Source organism: Haloferax massiliensis (genome assembly GCF_001368915.1).
Lineage (GTDB): Archaea > Halobacteriota > Halobacteria > Halobacteriales > Haloferacaceae > Haloferax > Haloferax massiliensis.
Map to the genome: position 1 here is coordinate 1 of NZ_CSTE01000001.1, position 18,857 is coordinate 18,857.

22 protein-coding genes and 1 tRNA gene are annotated in these 18,857 nt (G+C 69.4%); 14 read left to right on the plus strand and 9 right to left on the minus strand.

Annotation, left to right across the window (positions count from 1 at the left end; translation table 11 throughout):
• Positions 1–943, minus strand: a 943-nt coding sequence (locus BN996_RS00005) for a hypothetical protein (protein WP_089776638.1), incomplete at its 3' end; no start/stop codon positions are given.
• A 91-nt stretch (positions 944–1,034) separates the two neighbouring features.
• Positions 1,035–3,599, minus strand: coding sequence for a methyl-accepting chemotaxis protein (locus BN996_RS00010; RefSeq protein WP_089776639.1), 2,565 nt, complete (start codon positions 3,597–3,599; stop codon positions 1,035–1,037).
• 289 nt (positions 3,600–3,888) lie between these two features.
• On the opposite strand from BN996_RS00010, the gene BN996_RS00015 reads away from it, so the two are divergent.
• The 5 genes from BN996_RS00015 (at position 3,889) to BN996_RS00030 (ending at position 6,477) form a co-directional block, all read left to right on the plus strand.
• Positions 3,889–4,233, plus strand: coding sequence for a ferredoxin (locus BN996_RS00015; protein WP_089776640.1), 345 nt, complete (start codon positions 3,889–3,891; stop codon positions 4,231–4,233).
• A gap of 41 nt (positions 4,234–4,274) precedes the next feature.
• A tRNA-Leu gene (locus BN996_RS00020) sits at positions 4,275–4,359 on the plus strand.
• 211 nt (positions 4,360–4,570) lie between these two features.
• Positions 4,571–5,356 (plus strand): tetratricopeptide repeat protein, encoded by a 786-nt coding sequence (locus BN996_RS00025; RefSeq protein ID WP_089777272.1) that lies wholly within the window; start codon positions 4,571–4,573, stop codon positions 5,354–5,356.
• A gap of 52 nt (positions 5,357–5,408) precedes the next feature.
• Positions 5,409–5,585, plus strand: coding sequence for a DUF8015 family protein (locus BN996_RS19890; protein ID WP_167344077.1), 177 nt, complete (start codon positions 5,409–5,411; stop codon positions 5,583–5,585).
• 394 nt (positions 5,586–5,979) lie between these two features.
• Positions 5,980–6,477 (plus strand): DUF5813 family protein, encoded by a 498-nt coding sequence (locus BN996_RS00030; RefSeq protein WP_089776641.1) that lies wholly within the window; start codon positions 5,980–5,982, stop codon positions 6,475–6,477.
• Positions 6,478–6,543: 66 nt separating this feature from the next.
• Here BN996_RS00030 and BN996_RS00035 read toward each other — a convergent pair whose 3' ends face one another.
• The gene (locus tag BN996_RS00035) at positions 6,544–6,780 is read right to left on the minus strand and encodes an Lrp/AsnC ligand binding domain-containing protein (RefSeq protein ID WP_089776642.1); all 237 of its coding nucleotides are present in this window, start codon (positions 6,778–6,780) and stop codon (positions 6,544–6,546) included.
• Positions 6,781–6,782: 2 nt separating this feature from the next.
• Positions 6,783–7,466, minus strand: a complete 684-nt coding sequence (locus tag BN996_RS00040) for a potassium channel family protein (RefSeq protein WP_089776643.1) — start codon at positions 7,464–7,466, stop codon at positions 6,783–6,785.
• Positions 7,467–7,574: 108 nt separating this feature from the next.
• Here BN996_RS00040 and BN996_RS00045 point away from each other — a divergent pair, with 108 nt between their 5' ends.
• Positions 7,575–7,808 (plus strand): Lrp/AsnC ligand binding domain-containing protein, encoded by a 234-nt coding sequence (locus BN996_RS00045; RefSeq protein WP_089776644.1) that lies wholly within the window; start codon positions 7,575–7,577, stop codon positions 7,806–7,808.
• A 15-nt stretch (positions 7,809–7,823) separates the two neighbouring features.
• Here the strand turns inward: BN996_RS00045 and BN996_RS00050 are convergent, their stop codons facing one another.
• A complete protein-coding gene (locus BN996_RS00050) occupies positions 7,824–8,870 on the minus strand; it encodes a thiamine pyrophosphate-dependent dehydrogenase E1 component subunit alpha (RefSeq protein ID WP_089776645.1) in 1,047 nt (348 codons plus the stop codon).
• Between the two features lie 160 nt (positions 8,871–9,030).
• Here BN996_RS00050 and BN996_RS00055 point away from each other — a divergent pair, with 160 nt between their 5' ends.
• Positions 9,031–9,351 (plus strand): DUF7991 family protein, encoded by a 321-nt coding sequence (locus BN996_RS00055; protein ID WP_007275614.1) that lies wholly within the window; start codon positions 9,031–9,033, stop codon positions 9,349–9,351.
• A 24-nt stretch (positions 9,352–9,375) separates the two neighbouring features.
• Here the strand turns inward: BN996_RS00055 and tmk are convergent, their stop codons facing one another.
• Positions 9,376–9,969 carry a dTMP kinase gene (gene tmk / locus BN996_RS00060; protein WP_007275613.1) on the minus strand — a complete coding sequence of 198 codons (594 nt, stop codon included), beginning with the start codon at positions 9,967–9,969 and terminating at the stop codon, positions 9,376–9,378.
• Between the two features lie 85 nt (positions 9,970–10,054).
• On the opposite strand from tmk, the gene BN996_RS00065 reads away from it, so the two are divergent.
• The 6 genes from BN996_RS00065 to cofG all read left to right on the plus strand — a co-directional run bounded on the left by BN996_RS00065 (position 10,055) and on the right by cofG (position 15,621).
• A complete protein-coding gene (locus BN996_RS00065; protein WP_007275612.1) occupies positions 10,055–10,300 on the plus strand; it encodes a hypothetical protein in 246 nt (81 codons plus the stop codon).
• A 136-nt stretch (positions 10,301–10,436) separates the two neighbouring features.
• The gene (locus BN996_RS00070; RefSeq protein WP_049920600.1) at positions 10,437–11,342 is read left to right on the plus strand and encodes a complex I NDUFA9 subunit family protein; all 906 of its coding nucleotides are present in this window, start codon (positions 10,437–10,439) and stop codon (positions 11,340–11,342) included.
• A 211-nt stretch (positions 11,343–11,553) separates the two neighbouring features.
• On the plus strand, positions 11,554–12,741 hold the full coding sequence (locus BN996_RS00075) for a tubulin/FtsZ family protein (RefSeq protein ID WP_004969204.1): 1,188 nt from the start codon (positions 11,554–11,556) through the stop codon (positions 12,739–12,741).
• A complete protein-coding gene (locus tag BN996_RS00080; protein WP_089776646.1) occupies positions 12,710–13,504 on the plus strand; it encodes a hypothetical protein in 795 nt (264 codons plus the stop codon). Before BN996_RS00075 ends, BN996_RS00080 begins: the two co-directional genes overlap by 32 nt.
• Before the next feature lie 6 nt (positions 13,505–13,510).
• Positions 13,511–14,131: a 2-phospho-L-lactate guanylyltransferase gene (gene cofC / locus BN996_RS00085; RefSeq protein ID WP_089776647.1), complete on the plus strand. Its 621-nt coding sequence runs from the start codon at positions 13,511–13,513 to the stop codon at positions 14,129–14,131.
• Between the two features lie 323 nt (positions 14,132–14,454).
• Positions 14,455–15,621 (plus strand): 7,8-didemethyl-8-hydroxy-5-deazariboflavin synthase subunit CofG, encoded by a 1,167-nt coding sequence (gene cofG, locus BN996_RS00090; RefSeq protein WP_089776648.1) that lies wholly within the window; start codon positions 14,455–14,457, stop codon positions 15,619–15,621.
• A gap of 39 nt (positions 15,622–15,660) precedes the next feature.
• On the opposite strand, the gene BN996_RS00095 is transcribed toward cofG, so the two are convergent.
• The 3 genes from BN996_RS00095 to cofH form a co-directional block, all read right to left on the minus strand.
• Positions 15,661–16,263, minus strand: coding sequence for a hypothetical protein (locus BN996_RS00095; protein ID WP_089776649.1), 603 nt, complete (start codon positions 16,261–16,263; stop codon positions 15,661–15,663).
• A 130-nt stretch (positions 16,264–16,393) separates the two neighbouring features.
• Entirely contained in the window at positions 16,394–16,942 is a 549-nt protein-coding gene (locus BN996_RS00100) for a hypothetical protein (RefSeq protein WP_089776650.1), read from the minus strand.
• Position 16,943: 1 nt separating this feature from the next.
• Positions 16,944–18,311, minus strand: coding sequence for a 7,8-didemethyl-8-hydroxy-5-deazariboflavin synthase subunit CofH (gene cofH, locus BN996_RS00105; protein ID WP_089776651.1), 1,368 nt, complete (start codon positions 18,309–18,311; stop codon positions 16,944–16,946).
• Between the two features lie 108 nt (positions 18,312–18,419).
• Here cofH and BN996_RS00110 point away from each other — a divergent pair, with 108 nt between their 5' ends.
• Complete coding sequence (locus tag BN996_RS00110) at positions 18,420–18,842, plus strand: DUF5518 domain-containing protein (protein WP_089776652.1); 423 nt, start codon at positions 18,420–18,422, stop codon at positions 18,840–18,842.
• The last annotated feature ends 15 nt before the right edge of the window (positions 18,843–18,857 follow it).

Below are 18,857 nucleotides of genomic sequence, written 5' to 3' on the forward strand. Positions count from 1 at the left end.
CGAGGCCGTCCGGCTCGGCGGGGCGGCGGGCGTAGCGCGTGGTCCCGTCGGCGTACGCGTCCTCCGAGGCGGTCGGGCGCGGGAACGCCCTGAGTTGTCCGGCGCGCTCGACCTCGGAGGCGTAGACGTTCGGGGCCTCGACGCGGACGACCTCCACCTCGCGGCCCGTCTCGTCGCCGGCGATTGACTCGCGGTATCGGAGGGTCCACCGGTACGACCGGTTCGCCGCGGCCCGGCGGTGGGCGGCCGCGAGGCGCGTCGCGTTCTCGACGCCCGCGGTTGTCACGCCGGGGGCGACCGTCCGCGGTTCGGGTGTCGGCGTCGGGTCGGGAGTCGTCGTCGCGGCCGGCGTCGGAACCGGCGGCTGTTGTCCACCGAGCGCCGGCCCGAACTCCAGCACGCCGCCCGGACCGGCGGTCACGACGACCGCCGCGAGGAGGAGCGCGACGAAGAGAAGCGGGACGACCGGGAGCGACGAGAGCGAGCGAGAAAGCGGAGCGACGACTGCGCCGCCCGCATCGTCCGCACCCCTCGCACCGACGCCGCCGTCATCGCCCGGCAGGTCGGCGAGGCGGACGCCGAAGTGGTCGGCGACGAGGTCGTCGCCGCGGCCCTCGGGGACACCGTACCGGACGAGGTCGTAGAGGTCGTCGACAGAGATAATCCGGGCGGCGTCGGGGGCCGCGCGCCGGGTCCGTTCCGGGTCGCCGAGCGCGACGACGACTGTCGCGTCGGCCGGAACCGACGGCGACAGGCGGAACCGCGAGCGCGAGACCACCGCGAGTCGCTCGGTTCGGTCGCCTCTGCGGGCGACGACGAGGCGGTCTTCGACGGTCGTCTCCCACCCGCGGGCGGCCCAGAGGTCGGCGAGGAATCGGCGGCGGTCGCTGGGGCCGACGGCGCGAATCAGGTCGCCGAACCGCGAGCGACGGGACTGCCGCATCGCTCGGAATTAGGGCTCGACGGCGAAAGAATCTCCGGGCGGTCGCTGAGGGGCGGCCCGTTCCGACTCGCACTGACCCGGTCCCACCCGGTCAGCGGTCCGCCGAGTCCTCGTACTCCGACAGCCGGGCCGACACCTGTTCGTCCATCGTCGTCAATACGGCGTCGAGGTCGCGGCCGCCGAACAGCTCGGACAGCCCCTCGGAGACGATGGTCCTGACGGTCGTGAAGGGGCCGACGCGAGCGCCGCGGGTGGCCGGCGTGTCGACGGTCTCGGCCAGTTGGTCGAACGCGACCGCGAAGCCGGGGTGCTCGTCGAACCAGCCGTCGTCGCGGAGGAGGTCCCGCGTCCGGCGGTGGACCGGGAAGTACCCCGTCCGGCGGTGCCAGCGACGCTGTTGTTCGGGCCGGGTGAGCCACGCGATGAACTCGCCCGCGGCGGCCCGTCTCCGGGATTCGACGCCGTCTGCGACCCACAGCGACGCGCCGCCGACGACAACGCCCTCCCGCGACGACCCGGGGGCGGGGAACCGGCCGACTTCGGCGGTGAACCCGCGCTCTGCGGCCCCTCGAACGACCGACGCGGCGCTCGAACTGGAGTCCACGAGCATCGCGGCGCGGCCGTCGAGGAACGCCTCGCGGGCGTCTCGGCGGGCCTCGACGCCGGGGTTGTACAGCAGGTCGTTGCGTTCGAGGTCGCGCCACCACTCGAACACGCGCGTCCCGACCGGGCCGTCGAGGTTCGAGGTGCGGGCGGTGCCGCTCCGCCCGTTGTCGGCGTCGAAGAGACACTCGCCGGCGGCGGCGAACCACTGCTCGACGAACCAGCTGTAGTTCGCCCACGTCGCGCCGTAGTCGACCGCGCCGCTCGTCTGCAGCGTCGCCGCGGCGGAGGTGACCGCGTCGAACGTCGCCGGCGGGTCGTCGGGGTCGAGGCCGGCCCGCTCGAACGCGTCGGCGTTGTAGTACAACACGGGGTTCGAGGCGTTGAACGGCATCGACCAGAGCGCGCCGTCGTGGCGGTAGTAGTTGGCGATTTCGGGGACGAGTTCGCCCGCGGACGCCCCGTCGGGGAGCACCGACTCGACGGGGATGAACGCCCCGCTGTCGAGGGCGCGCTGGGTGCCGACCTCGTACAGTTGCGCGATGGTCGGCGGCGTCCCCGACCGGGCCGCGGCGAGCGTCGCGTCGAACGTGCCGCGGTAGCTCCCCTTCGACGCGGTGTCGACGCGGACGCCGTCGTGTTCGGCGTTGAACTCGTCGACGAGCGACTCCAGGACCTCGGCCTTGTCGCCGGACATGCCGTGCCAGAACTGGACGACGGTCTGTCCCGACTCGGTCGCCTCGGCGTGGAGGCGGTAGTCGTCGATGGAGTCTTGGAGGTGGTCGGCCTGGTCGGAAAGCGCGCCTATCTTCGTCACCGCCTCGGAGAGCGACACGGTCTGTCGGCGGGCCGACCCGGCGGCGTCGACCGCGAGCGCCGCGGTCTCGTCGCTTATCTCGCCGACGCCGTCGGCCTGGCTCACGACCTCTTGGGAGGTCGCCGCCTGCGAGTCCGTGGCGTCGGAAATCTCGTGGAGGCTCCCGTTCGTCTCTTCGAGGTCGGAGACGACGCCGTCGAGCGCCGACAGCGCGTCCTGAATCGTCTCGCTTCCCTCGTCGAGGCGCTGGCTCGTGTCGGTGATGTCGTCGACCGTCGCGGCCGACCGACTGCGAACCGTCTCGATGGTCGATTCGATGTCGGCGGTCGCGGCCTGCGTCTCCTCGGCGAGCGCCTTCACCTCGTCGGCAACGACGGCGAAACCCGCGCCCGCGTCGCCGGCGCGGGCGGCCTCGATGGAGGCGTTGAGCGCGAGGATGTTCGTCTGCTCCGCGATGTCGGAAATCTTGGTCGCGATGCCGGTGATGTCGTCGATGTGGTCGTCGAGTTCCTCGACGCGCTCGACGGTCGCGTCGGTCCGCTCGCCGATGGCGGTCAACTCGTCGATGGCGGTCTCGGCGGCGCGTTTGCCGCGGTCGCCGCGCGAGACGGCCTCGTCGGTCGCGTGCCTGATTTCGTCGGCGGAGGCGGCGACCTCCTCGATGGTCGCCGAGAGGTTCCGCATCTCGTCTGCGACCTCCTCGACGCTCTCGCTTTGCCGGCGCGCGCCCGCCGCGATGTCGTCGACGGAGTCCGCGACTGACCGGCTCTCCTCGCGGCTCTCCTCGGCGGCGTCGGCCACGATTCGGGTCGACGCCGAGACCTGGTCGGCGAAGGCGTCGACGTCCCGCATGGCGGCCTGCCACTCCTCGAACAGCTCGTTGAGGAGGCGGGCGTGGCGCGCGAGCGCCGGGTCGTCGGGCACGTCGACCCGGACCGTCAGGTCGCCGTCGATACAGCGTTCGATAGCCGCGGAGAAGTCGTCGAGGTCGTCGAGCGCGGCGTCGTTCGAGCCCGCCGACGCGGTGGCATCGCCATCGGTGGAGCGAGGCTCCCCGGCCCCAGACCCGACGGCGACCGTGGGGGGTCCCCCGCCGTCGCTCCGCGCGTCGTCGCGCGCCGGCGCGTCTGCGGCGTCCGATTCGGATTCGTCGTCGGTCGCGCGCGAACCGAGCGCGGCCCGGACGGTTGCGCGAACCGACGACGCTCGTCTCCGGAGGTGGCTGTCGTCGTCCATTGGTCCGGAATGTCTCTGGTCGGTGATAAGACCACGCCTTCGGGTATCAAATATGAGAACGTATTCGTGACTGGCGGTGAATCAGTCGACTGCCCGTTCGACGGCAGCGTTCCACTGAGTCCGGATTCGTCCGAGAGAATACGGTACGTGTACTCGCCGGTTCTTGGGAGCGGGCGCGGAGCGGTCGCTTCGACGGACGTGACAGAAGTTCGAATCGTGGCGCGGGTCCGGCCCGCGGCGTCGCCGCGCGACCGACAGCGCAAAGACCACCGCGCGGCAAGGGCCGACGATGAGCGAGGAGTCCGACCGTCCGAAGCCGATCGACTTCGGAACCGACGAGAACGCCCCGCCGGTCGACGAAAAGCCCTACAAGATAATCTTCGAGGCGAACAAGTGCTTCGGGGCCGGCCGGTGCGCGGAGGTCGCGGACAACTGGGAGATGGACCTCGAAACCGGCCTCGCCCGCGCCAAATCCTACTTCATCGGCGAGGACGAACTCGACGAGAACGTCGACGCGGCGGAGGTCTGCCCGGCGAAGAAGGGCCGCGGCGTCATCCACGTCATCGACCGCCGGACCGACGAGGAGCTCTCGCCGAACCCACACGGCGACGGGACGCTCTCCGTCGACTGGTAAAGCGAAAGCACTTTTCTCCCCCTCGAAGAACGGGAGAGTGCGCGGGGGTGGCTGAGCCAGGCCAAAAGCGGCGGACTTAAGATCCGCTCCCGTAGGGGTTCGCGAGTTCGAATCTCGTCCCCCGCATCGATTCTCTGAACGTAGTGAAGGGAGCGATGCGGCCAGAGAGATTTGAGCTAGGGAGCGTCGCGAACGGAGTGAGCGGAGCGAGTGGAGTTCGAATCTCGTCCCCCGCATGTTCGTCGCCGAGCGGCGCGTCCTCCGTTTCACCGCCGTGGACCGGTCCGCCGCGGCGGGCGGCGACCACGTTATCTCGGTTCCCCGCCAAGTGATACGAATGGTTTCGACGCGCAGACACCGCTACTCGGAGGGACAGGGGTTCGGAAACCCGTACGACGGGTTCGACCTCGACCCGCCGACGTACCGGGTGAACGGGCGGCTCGTCGACCCGGCGGACGACCACGCCCTCGCCGAACTCGTCGACGAGGCGGGAATCGACCCCGAGGCGGTCGACCCGGCGGCGCTCGTCGAGGTCGGACTGGCCTACGTCGCCGTCGAGGAGTACGAGCAGGCCGTCGACAGCTTCGGACGCGCAATCACCTACGCCGACGAGGACTCGCCGACCGCGTGCGAGGCGTGGGTGAACAGGGGGGTCGCCCACGCGCAGCTCGGGGAGTACGACGAGGCGGTCGGCGCGTACCGCGAGGCGCTCCGCATCGACGGCGACGGCGAGTACGCCGCGGTCGCCGAGACGAACCTCGCGTACGCGCTGTGGGAGCTCGGCGACTCGTCGGCCCCGCTCGACCGCGCCGACCGCGCCGTCGAACTCGACCCGCGACTCCCGCAGGCGTGGTACAACCGCGGCTTCTTCCTCGCCGAGCGCGGCCTCCACGAGGAGGCCGTCCGCTGTTTCGACGCCGCCATCGCCCTCGGGATGCGCGACGCCTCGGTGCGCGGCGAGCGCGAGCGGTCCGCGGCGTTCCTCGAAGCCGACGCCGTCGAGAGCGAGACCGAAGCGCGGGAAAGCGCCGCTCCGGAACGGGCCCGCGTCGGTGACGAACCCGAGACGCGCGAGGTCACCGCCGACGCGACCGGCCCGGAGGTGAGAGAGCGAGGCGAGTAGGACCGCACCCACAACTATTTTGACAGTTCGAATAATGAGATGTAATTAGACCGTGACACCCGGACACCTCATCACGCGATTCGACGCCGCGCTCCTCGGCATGGCCGTCTGTCTCCTCGTCGGAGCCGTCGTCGGCGTCGTGTCCGCCCTCCCGACGCCGCTGGCCGCGGGCGGCGGCGCGACCGGTGCCGCCGCTCTCGCGCTCGGCGTCACCGCGAGCGAACTGTAGCCGAGCGTCAGCATCGCCGTCGGACGCGAGCGACGCCGTGACGGCCTCGCCACCGACGGCTCGGTCGGTCACGATTCGGGTTCTGGAACGCGCACTGGGCGGACGTCACTCGATTCGGATTCCATTCGGGCGCGCGAGAACGCGAGCCGGCGGCTCTCGGACGTGAGTTTCGTGAGAAAGGGATAGGCAGCCGCACGGGATCGGCCCGCGCGGCGAATGCCGCCCTAGATTGGTCCCCGCTGACGCTTCGGCCCTCCAAAGCGAAGCGTCACCTGAACGGAGTGCGGCGAGATACTTAAACGTGCCGCCATTCGCCCAAAACCGCCGCAGGCGGGCGATTCGAGGGCGCTCGCGACGCAACGGGCTTTTCTCCCGTCGGCACCTTCGTCCGTGCATGAGCGAAGACGACATCCCCGGTCGAGTCCGCCGCGCGTTCGGCGACCACGGGTCGTTCGAACCGGTTGACGACCGAACCTTCGAGTCCGTGACGACGCCGTTCGACGGCACCGTCGGCGTCGCGGCGCGGGACGGCGGCCGCGTCGAGTTCGACGTGGAGGTGCGCGTCCCGATGCTCTCGGCGGTCGCCGACGACGTGGCCCCCGTGGTCGAAGACGGCTGGTACGAGACGTTCGAACTCCGCCTCGAAGACGTGGGCGGCGTCGTCGCCGGCGACCACGACCTCGACCCCGACGTGACGCGCGCGGGCGATGAGGCGGTCGTCCGGGCGAGTTTCGCCGATATCAACGAGCGCCGCGGCGTCGACGACGCCGGCGCGGTCATCGACTACGTCGAGGGCACGTTCGTCGAGGGCATCATCCCCGGTTACGACTACGGCGAGCCGGTGACGAGTCTCATCCAGAACGCGAGAGACGCCGCCGGCGGGGGCTTCTGAAAAACGAGCGTATTCGGTTCGAGCGCGGCTCGGGTGGCTCCGCGGGGCTGGCCCCGTTGTCCGTGCTCAGTCCATCGCGATGTACGTCTGGGTGTCTTCGATGCCCGACACCGACTGGATGCCGCCGGCGATGTCCTTTACGTCCGCGGGCGAGTCCACCTCGACTTTGACGATGAAGTCCACGTCGCCGGCGACGATGTGGGCGCTGACGATGCCGTCGGAGACGGCCAAGAGGTCCTCTTTCAGTTGGTCGATGCCGCCGGAGACGGGCGCGGCCTTGACCATAATGTAGGCGTAGACCATCGTCACGCACCCCCCGCCGCGGTGGCGACTTCGTCGCCGACGAGCAGCTGTCGCACGTCGTCGAGCACGTCGAAGTCCGCGAGGACGGCCACGCGGTCGCCGGTCTCAAGCGAGTCGTCCGAAAGCGGGATGCCCATCGGCCCGTCTCTCTTCCCGAACGCGAGGATGCGGGCGTTCGCCGGGAGCGCCACCTCCTCGATGCTGTACCCGTTCATCGGCGACTCCTCGGTCACCGTCACGAGGATGACCTGCAGGTGTTGCGCGATGTCGGCGATGGCCCGGATGGAGCCGCCGAGCAGCGCGTTCTTCGCGCCGATAGCGCCGAGTCGCTCGGGGTAGACGATTACGTCGACCTCCTTGGCGTACTTCTGGTACACCTCCTCGCGGTAGTCCTCGTCGACCCGGAGCACCGTCCGACAGCCGAAGTGCTTGCCGATCATGCACGCCGCGAAGTTCACGTTGAGGTCGGCGGTGAGCGCGCCGAGGGCGTCGGCCGCCTCGATACCGGCGTCGACGAGCACCTCCTCGCGAGAGCCGTCGCCTTCGACCACCTCGAACTCTGCCTCGCGGGCCCGCTTGACCCGGTCGCGGTCCAACTCCACCAGGACGATGTCGTGGCCCTCCTCGCGGAGGACGCGAGCGGTGCGCAGCCCAACCCGTCCAGCACCAATGATAACGAACCGCATGATAGAGAGGTATGTCGGCGGAGGCAAATAACCTTCCCCCGGTTCGGCCGAGCGGGGCACGGTCGGTCGAAGCAAGGCTTTTGACGACCGTGGTAGAATATCTCACGCATGGTTCACGCGTTCATCATGGTGAAGACCGGAGCCGGCGAGTCGGAACAGCTGCTCGGTCCCATCCGCGACTTCGAGACGGTGACCGAGGCCCACATCGTCGCGGGCGCGTACGACATCATCGCCGAGGTCGACACCGACGCGGTCTACGAGGTGCTGAAGACGGCGTCCAGCCACGTGCAGGGGTTACAGGGCGTCGCCGACACGAAGACGTACATCTCCTTGGACGACTGAGGGGGCGGGCGCGACTCAGCGCTCGATGTCGAACGGCCCGTTGCGCTCGACGAACGCGACGTGTTCCTCGCGCTGGCGGGCGAGTTCCGTCGGCAGCTCCTCGTAAACGTTGTCGAACAGCTCGTCGGTCCCCGGTTCGGGCGTCGCCTCGGCGCGCTCGACGGCCTCGCGCAGTTCCTCGTCGGCGTCGTCGCGCATGGTCTCGACGGCCGCGTCGTCGACGACGCCGCCCTCGCGGCAGAACGACTCGAAGCGGTCGAGGGGGTCGCGCGTCCGCCACTCGGGGAGGTCCGGCTCGTCGTCGCGGTAGCGCGAAGGGTCGTCGGCGGTCGTGTGCGGGCCCTGCCGGTATGTGAGGCTCTCGATGAGAACCGGCTCCCCGGCGCGGGCCTTCTCGAAGCCGCGCTCGACGGCCTCCCTGACCGCCAGCGGGTCGTTGCCGTCGACCTGCATCCCGTCGATACCGTAGGCGTCGGCCTTGGCCGCGATGGACTCGCTGGCGGTCTGGCGCTCGCGGGGGAGCGAAATCGCCCAGCCGTTGTTCTCACAGAAGAAGACGACCGGCGCGTCGAAGACGCCGGCGAAGTTCAGCCCCTCGTGGAAGTCGCCCTCGGAGGTCGCGCCGTCGCCGAAACAGACCAGCGCCGCGTGGTCGTCGCCGCGGTAGTTCGCGGCCATGCCGACGCCCGCGGCGTGGGGAATCTGGCTCCCGATGGGGACCGCCTGCGGGAACACCGGCACGTCGTGGTCGGAGTTGTATTCAGCGTGGCCGCGGCGAAAGAGGAAGATGTCGCTCGGCGGGACGCCGCGGGCGAGCTGGAGGGCGTTGGACCGATACGTCGGCAGTAACACGTCGTCGTCGCGCATGGCGTGTGCGGCCCCGATTTGGGAGGCCTCCTGCCCGCGAAACGGCGGGTAGCCGCTCATCCACCCGCGCCGCTGGAGGGCGAGTGCGCGCTCGTCGAACCGGCGCGCTCGAATCATGTCGCGGAGGGCGGCGCGGGCGTCGTCCGCGGTGAACCCCGTGTCGTCCAGCCCGCGCTCTGCGATGAGTCGGTGCATGGCGGTGAGTCACGGTCCTTCGTGATAAACGTCACCCGTCTGCGGGGCGGTCGGGGGCGGTCGGAGGCGCTCCGAGTCGGGGGGTCCGACCGACGGCGACGCCGGACGAGCGGGTCGCCGAGAGCGACAGGCCAAAGACCACCGCCTCCCTAGGTCGGCTATGGTCTCGGTGGTCAACCTCGTGCTCATGGGCGCGCTCATCGTCCTCCACACCCTCATCGCGGCGGTCATGACCCGGTTTTTCCGCCTGCGGCTGAACACGCGGTGGGGGTCCGTCCTGTACGCCCTGTTTCTCATCCCGCTCGTGCTGTTCGTCTCGACGCTGGTGTTCTCCGGGGTCTTCGGCATCGGCGTCGACCTCGGCAGTCCGACGGCGGCGCTCGGCGTGATGATAGGGATGCCGCTCGCGCTCGGCTTCACCATCGACACGCTCTACGTTCCGCCGCCGGAGGAGTACGAGAACCTCCCGAACTCGCGGTGAGCCGCGAGCGGTCGGGAGTTACTGTTACTGTTCCGCGAGAATCTCTTCGAGCGCCGCCTCGACCGCTTCGAGCACGTCCTCGGGCGACTGCGTCGCGTCGACGCGGACGAACCGCTCCGGCTCGGCATCGATGAGTCGCTCGTAGTTGGCGCGCACGTCCGCGAGGTACGCCGCCTGTTCGAACTTGTTCGTCGCGCCGCTCCGCGCGGCGGCCGTCTCGGGGTCCACGTCGAGGTAGATGGTCTTGTCCGGGGGGCGGGTGAAGGCCGCGTGGATGCCCATGATGTACTCCATCGGGCGGCGGAGGTCGCTGTCGCTGAGCGCGGCCGCCTGATAGGCGTACCGCGAATCGGAGTAGCGGTCGGAGACGACGAGGTTCCCGTCGGCGAGGGCCGGCCGGACGACCCGCGAGAGGTGGTCGGCGTGGTCGGCGGTAAAGAGGAACAGCGTGGCCAGCGGGTCGGCGTCGTCGTCGTCGATGGCGCGGTTGACAGCCTCTCCGTACCACGAGTCCGACGTGGGCTCGCGCGTGAAGACGGCGTCGGGGTACGCGTCGTGGAGCGCCTCCCAGACGGTCGTCTTCCCGCTCCCGTCGAGCCCTTCGAGCGTGACGAGCATACCCTACCAACTCGGCGCTCCCGAAAAAGCGCGCCGAAGCGCGCCGCCGCAACGATAATGTCAACGCGGACCGATATACGCCGTAGTGGCACCCACCTGCGAGCGGTGGGACGACCTCCGACCGAGGGACAAACAGTACAGCGTCGTCCGCTTCGACGAGCGGGCGTCCCCGACCGACCCGGCGTTCGCGACGAAGCAGTCGGAGGTCGACCACCCGAACGACGCGCCCGACGAGTGCCCCGCGGCGGCCGAGGAGCTCGTCGTCTACGACCGAATCGGTCGGATGGTGAAACGCACGGACGGGTCGGTCGCGCCCTCGGTGCTGTTCTGAGCGCGGTCGCAGTCGCGGGCGGTGCGGATGCGGACCGCGGCCGAGCGCGAGAACGTCTTTCGCATCTGAGCGTTCGCCGGCGAAATCGACCTCATTCCCCCGTTAGCTTTACCCTCATTCCGCCGAATATTACGGCATGAAAGTCCTTGTTGTCGGCGGAAGCGGATTCATCGGGAGCCACCTCTGCCGCGAACTGCAGTCGCGGGGCCACAGCGTGACCGCGATGTCGCGGAGTCCGAACAGCGAGGACCTCCCCGACGGCGTCGAGAAGGCGATGGGGGACGTGACGGACTACGACTCCATCGCGGGCGCGTTCGAGGGGAAGGACGCGGTCGTCAACCTCGTCGCGCTCTCGCCGCTGTTCGAGCCGAGCGGCGGCAACCGGATGCACGACATCGTCCACTGGCAGGGGACCGAAAACGTCGTGAAGGCCGCCGAGGCCCACGACGTGCCCCGACTCGTCCAGATGAGCGCGCTCGGGGCCGACACCGACGGCGACACGGCCTACATCCGCTCGAAGGGGAAAGCCGAGGGGGCGGTCAAGTCGTCGGGCCTCGACTGGGTCATCTTCCGTCCCTCGGTCGTCTTCGGCGACGGCGGCGAGTTCGTCTCCTTCACGAAGCGGCTCAAGGGGATGTTCGCGCCCGGCGTCCCGCTGTACCCGCTTCCCGGCAACGGGAAGACGCGGTTCCAGCCCATCTGGGTCGGCGACCTCGTGCCGATGCTCGCCGACGCCGTCGAGGGCGACGAACACGTCGGCGAGACCTACCGCATCGGCGGGCCGGAAAAGCTCACGCTCCGCGAGATCACGGAGATGGTGTACGACGCCGAGAACAGGTCCATCACCATCGTCCCGCTCCCGATGGGTCTCGCGGGCGTCGGCCTGACCGTTCTGGGGGCGGTCCCCGGCTTCCCGATGGGGAAAGACCAGTACCGCTCGCTCCAGTTCGACAACACGACCGACCGGAACGACGTGGGCGTCTTCGGCGTCGACGTGTCGTCGATGAAGACGCTCGGCACGTATCTCGCCGAGCGAAACTGACGGCGCTCCAACCGTTTTCCGAAGTTAAGCGGTCGTGAACTGCGCCCCATTTCGCCGGTATGAGACGCTCTCCGGGGATAACGTCCGATTAACACCGGTTTCGAGTCGCCGTTTTTCGCCGATAATCTGATGCTGGAAATACACTTCCCCATCACAACGCTTATGTCCGCGTTCGTACTGCAATTCACGCAATGGCGAGGGGACTGAACCTATGAAGCTCGCAATGATCGGATTCGGGCAAGCCGGGGGAAAAGTAGTCGACAAGTTTGTCGAGTACGACCGGGAGCGCAACGCGGGAATCGTCCGCGCGGCGGTCGCGGTGAACTCCGCGAAGGCTGACTTGCTCGGACTGAAGAACATCCCGAAGGACCAGCGCGTCCTCATCGGCCAATCCCGCGTGAAGGGACACGGCGTCGGTGCGGACAACGAACTCGGTGCCGAAATCGCCGAGGAGGACATCGACGAGGTACAGGGTGCCATCGACAGCATCCCCGTCCACGAAGTCGACGCCTTCCTCGTCGTGTCCGGGCTCGGTGGCGGCACCGGCTCCGGCGGCGCGCCGGTCCTCGCGAAACACCTCAAGCGCATCTACACCGAGCCCGTCTACGGGATCGGTATCCTGCCGGGGTCCGACGAGGGCGGTATCTACACGCTCAACGCCGCGCGCTCCTTCCAGACGTTCGTCCGCGAGGTCGACAACCTCCTCGTGTTCGACAACGACGCCTGGCGGAAGACCGGCGAGTCGGTCCAGGGGGGATACGACGAGATCAACGCGGAAATCGTCAACCGATTCGGCGTGCTCTTCGGAGCCGGCGAGGTCCAGGACGGACAGGAAGTCGCGGAGTCCGTCGTCGACTCCTCGGAGATCATCAACACGCTGGCCGGCGGCGGCGTCTCGACCGTCGGCTACGCCTCCGAGGGCGTCGAACCGCGGAAGAACAAGGGCGGCGGCCTCCTGTCTCGGCTGACGGGCGGCGACGAGCCCGACGACAACCTCGACACGGCGCACACGACCAATCGAATCACGAGCCTCGTCCGCAAGGCCGCGCTCGGTCGACTCACGCTCCCGTGTGAGATCGAAGGCGCGGAGCGCGCACTGCTCGTTCTCGCTGGTCCGCCGGAGCATCTGAACCGGAAAGGCATAGAGCGCGGGCGGAAGTGGATCGAGGAGCAGACCGGTTCCATGGAAGTTCGCGGCGGCGACTACCCCATCCCGGGCGCGGAGAAGGTGGCGAGTGTCATCCTCCTGTCGGGCGTGACGAACGTCCCGCGCATCAAGGAACTGCAACAGGTCGCCATCGAAGCACAGGACAACATCGAAGAGATCCGCCAAGAGAGTGATTCGAATCTGGAGACCCTCATAAACGATGACGAGGACGAACTGGAGTCGCTTTTCTAAGCTGGCGCTCGCGCTCGTCGTACTCCTGTCGGCCTTCGCGGGGCAGGCAGGGGCGGTGAGCGTCGCGTCCGACGACGTCCCCGACGAGGCGCAGGTCGGTACGCAGGTGACCGCGTCGGTCACCCTCGAAGAGCTGTACCGGAGCCCGCAACTCGAATCGTGGACGCTCGCGGGCCAGACCGACCTGGAGGACGTGACGTGGACCGTCGCGTACTACGACCAGACGGGCGCGAGAGTCGACCAGCAGTCCTTCGACGGGCAGAACTTCAGCGGCGCGGAAATCGCCACTGCCGACGGGACGAGCGAGGTGGAGGTCACCGTGACGGGAATCGTTCCCGAGGTGGAGTCGTACAGCTACGACCCCGCACAGACGTTCACGATAATCTCGCTCGACCAGACCCGCGAGGGCGGCTCCAGTAACGATATCGACTCGTGGACGGTCCACCACTACACCGAGGAGAGCGCCGCCGCGCGCGACGAACTCGACAGCGCGCGGGACGCGATTCAGCGTGCGAGTGGGGCCAACACGCAGCAAGCCGAACAGACGTTCAACAACGCCGTCGAAGCGTACAACGGCGAGGAGTTCAACCTCGCGACGAACCTCGCCAACGAGGCCGAGACCAGCGCGAACCAGGCCCGGCAGTCGAGTCAGACGACCCAACTGCTCATCTACGCGGCGGGCGGCCTGCTCGTCGTCGCGCTCATCGTCGGTGGGTTCCTCTACTGGCGGTCCCAGCAGTCGACCTACGACAAACTGGGCTGATTTCCCGTGCGAGTCGTCGTTCCCTTCGGGGGACGCGAGCCGAAGACCCGACTCGCCCCGTTTTTCGACGCCGACGAGCGGCGCGACTTTGCGGTCTCGATGCTCCGCGACGTGCTCGACGCGGTCCGCGCGGCCGGCGGCGACCCCGCGGTCGTCGCGGACGCGCCCGTCTCGGTCGAGGCACCCGTCGCCGTGGACGACCGGCCGCTCACGGAGGTCGTCGGCGACGAACTCGACGGATTCGACGGCGACCCCGTCGCGGTCGTCATGGCCGACCTCGCGCTCGCGACGCCCGCGGCGCTCGCGCGACTGTTCGAGACCGACGCCGACGTGGTCGCCGCGCCCGGCCTCGGCGGGGGAACGAACGCGCTCGTCGTCCGGCATCCCGAGTTCTCCGTCGACTACCACGGCGCGTCCATCCTCGACCACCGGCGAATCGCCCGCGACGCCGGCTGTTCGTTCGCCGAGGTGGATTCGATGCGACTCGCCGTCGACGTGGACGAGCCGAGCGACCTCGTCGAGGTGCTCGTCCACGGCGAGGGCCGCGCCCGCGAGTGGCTGGTCGACGCCGGCGTCAGACTCGAACGCGGGACCGGTCGGGTCGAGGCCGTCCGCGAGCGCCGATAGGGCCTTAACGGTACGCGGTGAACGTTAAGGGGCGCGGTCGTCCGTCTGCCCGGCGGGAACTGAGGCGACGTGTGCCGCGCGTTCCGCGTCGCGAAGACGGCGCGGGGGGGCGAAGTGGAGTGGAGTCCGAACGTCGCGGCGACGACGCGAGTCTCGGTCGAAACCAACACGGGGCGAGCGTCTGACGCCGCTTCGGACGGGCCGGTGACGTGTCTGGCACCAACTATCCGGCCCCGAAGCTCCGACTTCCGTTCTTCGGTCTCGACGCCGCCGTATCGGCCGGGAGTGACACGCTTTTAGTGATTCGTCACGCACCGGGAGACATGTTCCCGGGTGCCGACGAGTACGGAGTCGACCTGACTATCGACGACGCCGAGGTGGACCGACTGCTCGCCGTCACCCCCGCCGACGCCGACGCGCCGGCGTCGCTTTCGTTCTCGCGGAACGTCTTCGTCCCGCTGACGACCGCCTGCCGGTACACCTGCACCTACTGCACCTACTACGACGTGCCCGGCGAGGCGACGCTCATGTCGCTCGACGAGGTCCGTGAGGTGGTCCGAACGGGCGCGGACGCCGGCTGCACGGAGGCGCTGTTTACCTTCGGCGACGCCCCCGACGAGCGCTACACGGCGATTCACCGCCAGCTCGACGAGTGGGGCTACGACGACATCCTCGACTACCTCGCGGCGGCCTGCGAGGTCGCGCTCGACGAGGGCCTCCTGCCGCACTCGAACCCCGGCGACCTGACCCGCGAGGCGTTCGCCGACCTCGCGCCCCTGAACGCCAGCATGGGCGTGATGCTGGAGACGACCGCCGACGTGGCCGCCCACTCGGGGAACCGCCGGAAGACGCCGGGCCAGCGGCTCAACACCATCCGCGCCGCGGGCGAGGTGGGCGTCCCCTTCACGACGGGCATCCTCGTCGGTATCGGCGAGACGTGGCGCGACCGCGCGGAGAGCCTGCTGGCCATCCGCGCGCTCCACGAGCGCTACGGCCACATACAGGAGGTCATCGTCCAGAACGTCGTCCCCAACGAGCGGTCGGACTACGAGCGCCCGTCGCTCGACGCGATGCGCCGGGTCGTTTCGATGGCGCGGGTCGCGCTCCCCGAGGAGGTGTCGGTACAGGTGCCGCCGAACCTCTCGGCGGCGGCCGACCTCGTGGCCTGCGGCGTCGACGACCTCGGCGGCGTCTCGCCGGTCACGGACGACTACGTCAACCCCGACTACGAGTGGCCCGCGCTGCGGGAGCTCGCCGACATCGCCGACGAGGCGGGCGTGCCGCTCCGCGAGCGACTGCCGGTCTACGAGCGGTTCCTGCCGGACGGGGCGCTCGGACCGGCCGGCGAAACCGGGGACCCGCCCGCGACCGCGCCGGACCGCGAGTGGCTCCGCGACCCGATTACCGAGCGTCTCGACGCCGACGACGTTCACGGGCGGCGGTTCCGAAACGTCGCCCGGGGCGACGGGCCGCTGTCGATTCCGCGGTGAGAGCGGCGCGGCCGTCGGTCGGCGGTCTGGCGTCGCGTGCTACCGACGACGAACGAGAACTGAGTAGAGCGCGACGACCGTGGCGGTCACGGCGGGCGCGCGCCCCGAGAGCTGTGGCACGCGCTTTCTGACGAGCGTGTAGGCGACGCCGACGGCGAGGCTGGCGAGGAGAATCCCACGCGGGCCGTCGCCGAGCGTCAGGAACCCCGGCACCGACAGCGCCGCGGCGAGCGCGAGGTCGCCGGGAGAGCCGTCGTAGGCGGCGAGACGCCGGGGTTCGACCCAGCCGCCGAGACTGCGGACGTAGACGCCGCGGTCGGTTCGAGCCTCCCACGGGCGGGCCTCGCTGCTGCCGCCGAGGTAGTCGGCCGCGCAGTGGAGCGCCGCCGCGACGAATCCGGTCGCCGCGGCCGCGGCCAGCGGGTCGCCCGTGACGACCGCAACCGCGCCCGCTCCGACTGAGCCGACGACGAACGCCTCGACCTGATGGATCGTCTTGCGGTGGACGCCGACGACCATGTCGAGGTCGGGGAAGACGCCGCCGACGAGTGCCGCCGCGACGACGAGCGGTGCGGCGGCGGGGGCGACGAAAACGACGGCGGCGGCGAGCGCGAGGCTCATCGCCACGTGCGTCGGGGCCATCACGGGGCGACCGCCCCCGGACGAAGTCGTCGAAGTGTCATCGCTTCGCCTACTCGGCGACCGAGACGTATGAGTTTCGTGGTCGAGTCGAACACCCGCGAATCGGGTCACAGCGCCCCGCTCGATGGACTCAGATGCCGAACCACTCGGGCATCCGCTTTCTGAAGCCGGTGTAGAACAGCGCGACGGCGACGCCGACCGCGACGGCGACGCGGATGCCGCCGGGGAAGGCGAGAAACCCGGGGACCGAAAACAGGAGCGTCAGCGCGAGGTCCTCGGGCGCGCCGTCGTAGCGGACGAGATAGCGGGGCCGGAGCCAGCGCTTCGCGGGGTGGACGTACACCGCGCGGTCGGAGGTGCGGTCCCACGGCCGGAGTTCGCCGCCCGCGCCGAGCCAGTCGGACGCGGAGTGGAGCGCCGCCGACAGGAAGAAGAAGGCGGCCGCGACGGTGAGCGACGAGGGGGACGTGATGGCGACGGCTCCGGACACCGCGGCGGCGACGCTGTAGTAGACGGGGAAGTGCAGGGTCTTGCGGTGGACGCCGACGAAGAGGTCCACGTCGGGGAAGACGCCGCCGGCGAGCGCGCCGACGGCCGCCGCGGTGGCGAGTTCGGGCGCGACCCAGACCAGCGGCGCGGCGAGGGTCAGCCCCACGGCCGCGTGGGTGGTCACCATCATCTCAGTCGTCGGCGGTCGCCGGGCCGCGGCGACCGTCGAGGAGCGGCGTCCCGTCGGCGCGGGGGCCGAGCGTCGGGCCGTGCGGGCCGTCGTCGATGTCGATTGGGCGGCGAGTCCGGTAATCGGTCGAGCGCTCGACCGGCCGGCGACCGATGGCGGTTATCATGTCGACGTAGTCGTCGAACGAGCGGAACTCGCCGAAGCCGCCGCCGACGCGCTTCGTTATCTCCTCGGAGAGAATCGACCCCATCAGGTCGTCCGCGCCGCAGTTGAGGAGCTTCAGCGCCTTCGCGTTCCCGAACTTCACCCACGACGACTGGATGTGGTCGACGTTGTCGAGATACAGCCGCGCGACGGCGACCATCAGTTCGTCCTCGTCGTCGGACGCGCCGCCGGTCACGAGGCCGCGGTCGTACAGCGGCGTGTTCTGGTGGATGAACGACAGCGGGACGAACTCGGTGATGCCGCCGTAGCGGTCCTGCAGGTCCCGAATCACGTCGAGATGGAGCACCCGGTGTTTCTCGGTCTCGACGTGGCCGTACATGATGGTCGCCGTCACGTCGAGGCCGGCCTCCATCGCGCCCTCCATCCCGGCGACCCACTCGTCGGTGCCGATTTTGCCGGGGCAGATGACCTCGCGCACCTCGGGGACGAGAATCTCCGCGGCGGTGCCGGGCGCGCTGGCGAGGCCCGCGTCGGCGAGGCGGCGATAGACTTCCTCGTAGCTCCAGTCGGTGCCGCGCTTGGCGTGGTGGGCCTCCTCGGGGGTCATCGAGTGGACGTGCGCGCCGTCGGCCGACATGGCGGAAAGCTGTTCGGCGTAGCTCGCGGGGTCGGTGTCGTACGCCTCGGGCGGCTTGTAGTTCACCTCGGCGGCGGGGTTGTCGTGGGCTTCGAGAATCTCGCGGTGTTCCTCGTCGAGCACGAGCGCGGGGTGGAGGCCGGAGACGGACGTGACCTCGTAGACGCCCATCTCGACCGCGTCGGCGACGATGTCGCGGGACTCGGCGGGCGTCTTCGTGAAGCCGCCGTGGTCGGCGTCGGAGTCGGACTCGAACAGGTGGGCGGTGTTCTTGAAGTTACAGAACAGACAGCCGGTGTTGCAGGCCGTCGTCACGTTGTTGTTGAGGTTGGCGACGAACGTCACGTCGTCGCCGACCATCTCGGCGCGCCGCCGGTCGGCGGCTTCGAGCACGAGTTCCTTGCGCGCGGCGTCGATTCCCTCGCGGTCGGTCCCCGTCGTGATGAGTTCGACGCCGTCGTCGACCGTGAGGCGCTCGCCCGCTCGCGCCTTCGCCAAGGCGTTCTCGAACGACTGGTCTGTCTCCGGGACGTGGTCGAACCCGAAGTCGTGGGCGGCACCGGTCATGCTCGTTTGCAACGCGCCACGGTCCTAAAAACGGGGCGGTACCGGAACACCGACCGCGGGACGCCGCGGCGGAGAAAGCATTAGACCCCCGGTCGTGTTGTGTCCGGTATGGAACACACCCCGTCTTCGGAAACCGAGTCCGCTCTCCGCGACGACCGCGAGAGCCTGCTGTTTTCGGCGCTCGTCGGCGCGGTCGCCAGCATCGTCCTCTCGCCGCTTCCGGGGTCGACCGTCCTCGGCGGCGCAATCTCCGGCTACCTGACCGGAAGCGACCGCGAACTCGGCGTGAAATCCGGCGCGGTCTCCGGGCTGTTCGTGAGTCTCGTCGGCGTGGTTCTCGGCGTCGTCGTCCTCGGCTTCTTCGGCATCTTCGCCATCGGCGTCACCCCGTTCGAGTTGGGATTCGGCCTCGGCATCCTCGGCATCGTCATCGTCGCGCTGTTCGGCCTCGCACTGCTCCTCGTCTACACCGTCGGCCTCGGCGCGCTCGGCGGCTACCTCGGCGCGTACCTCCACGAGGAGTTCGCCTGAGTCCGCTCCGCCCCG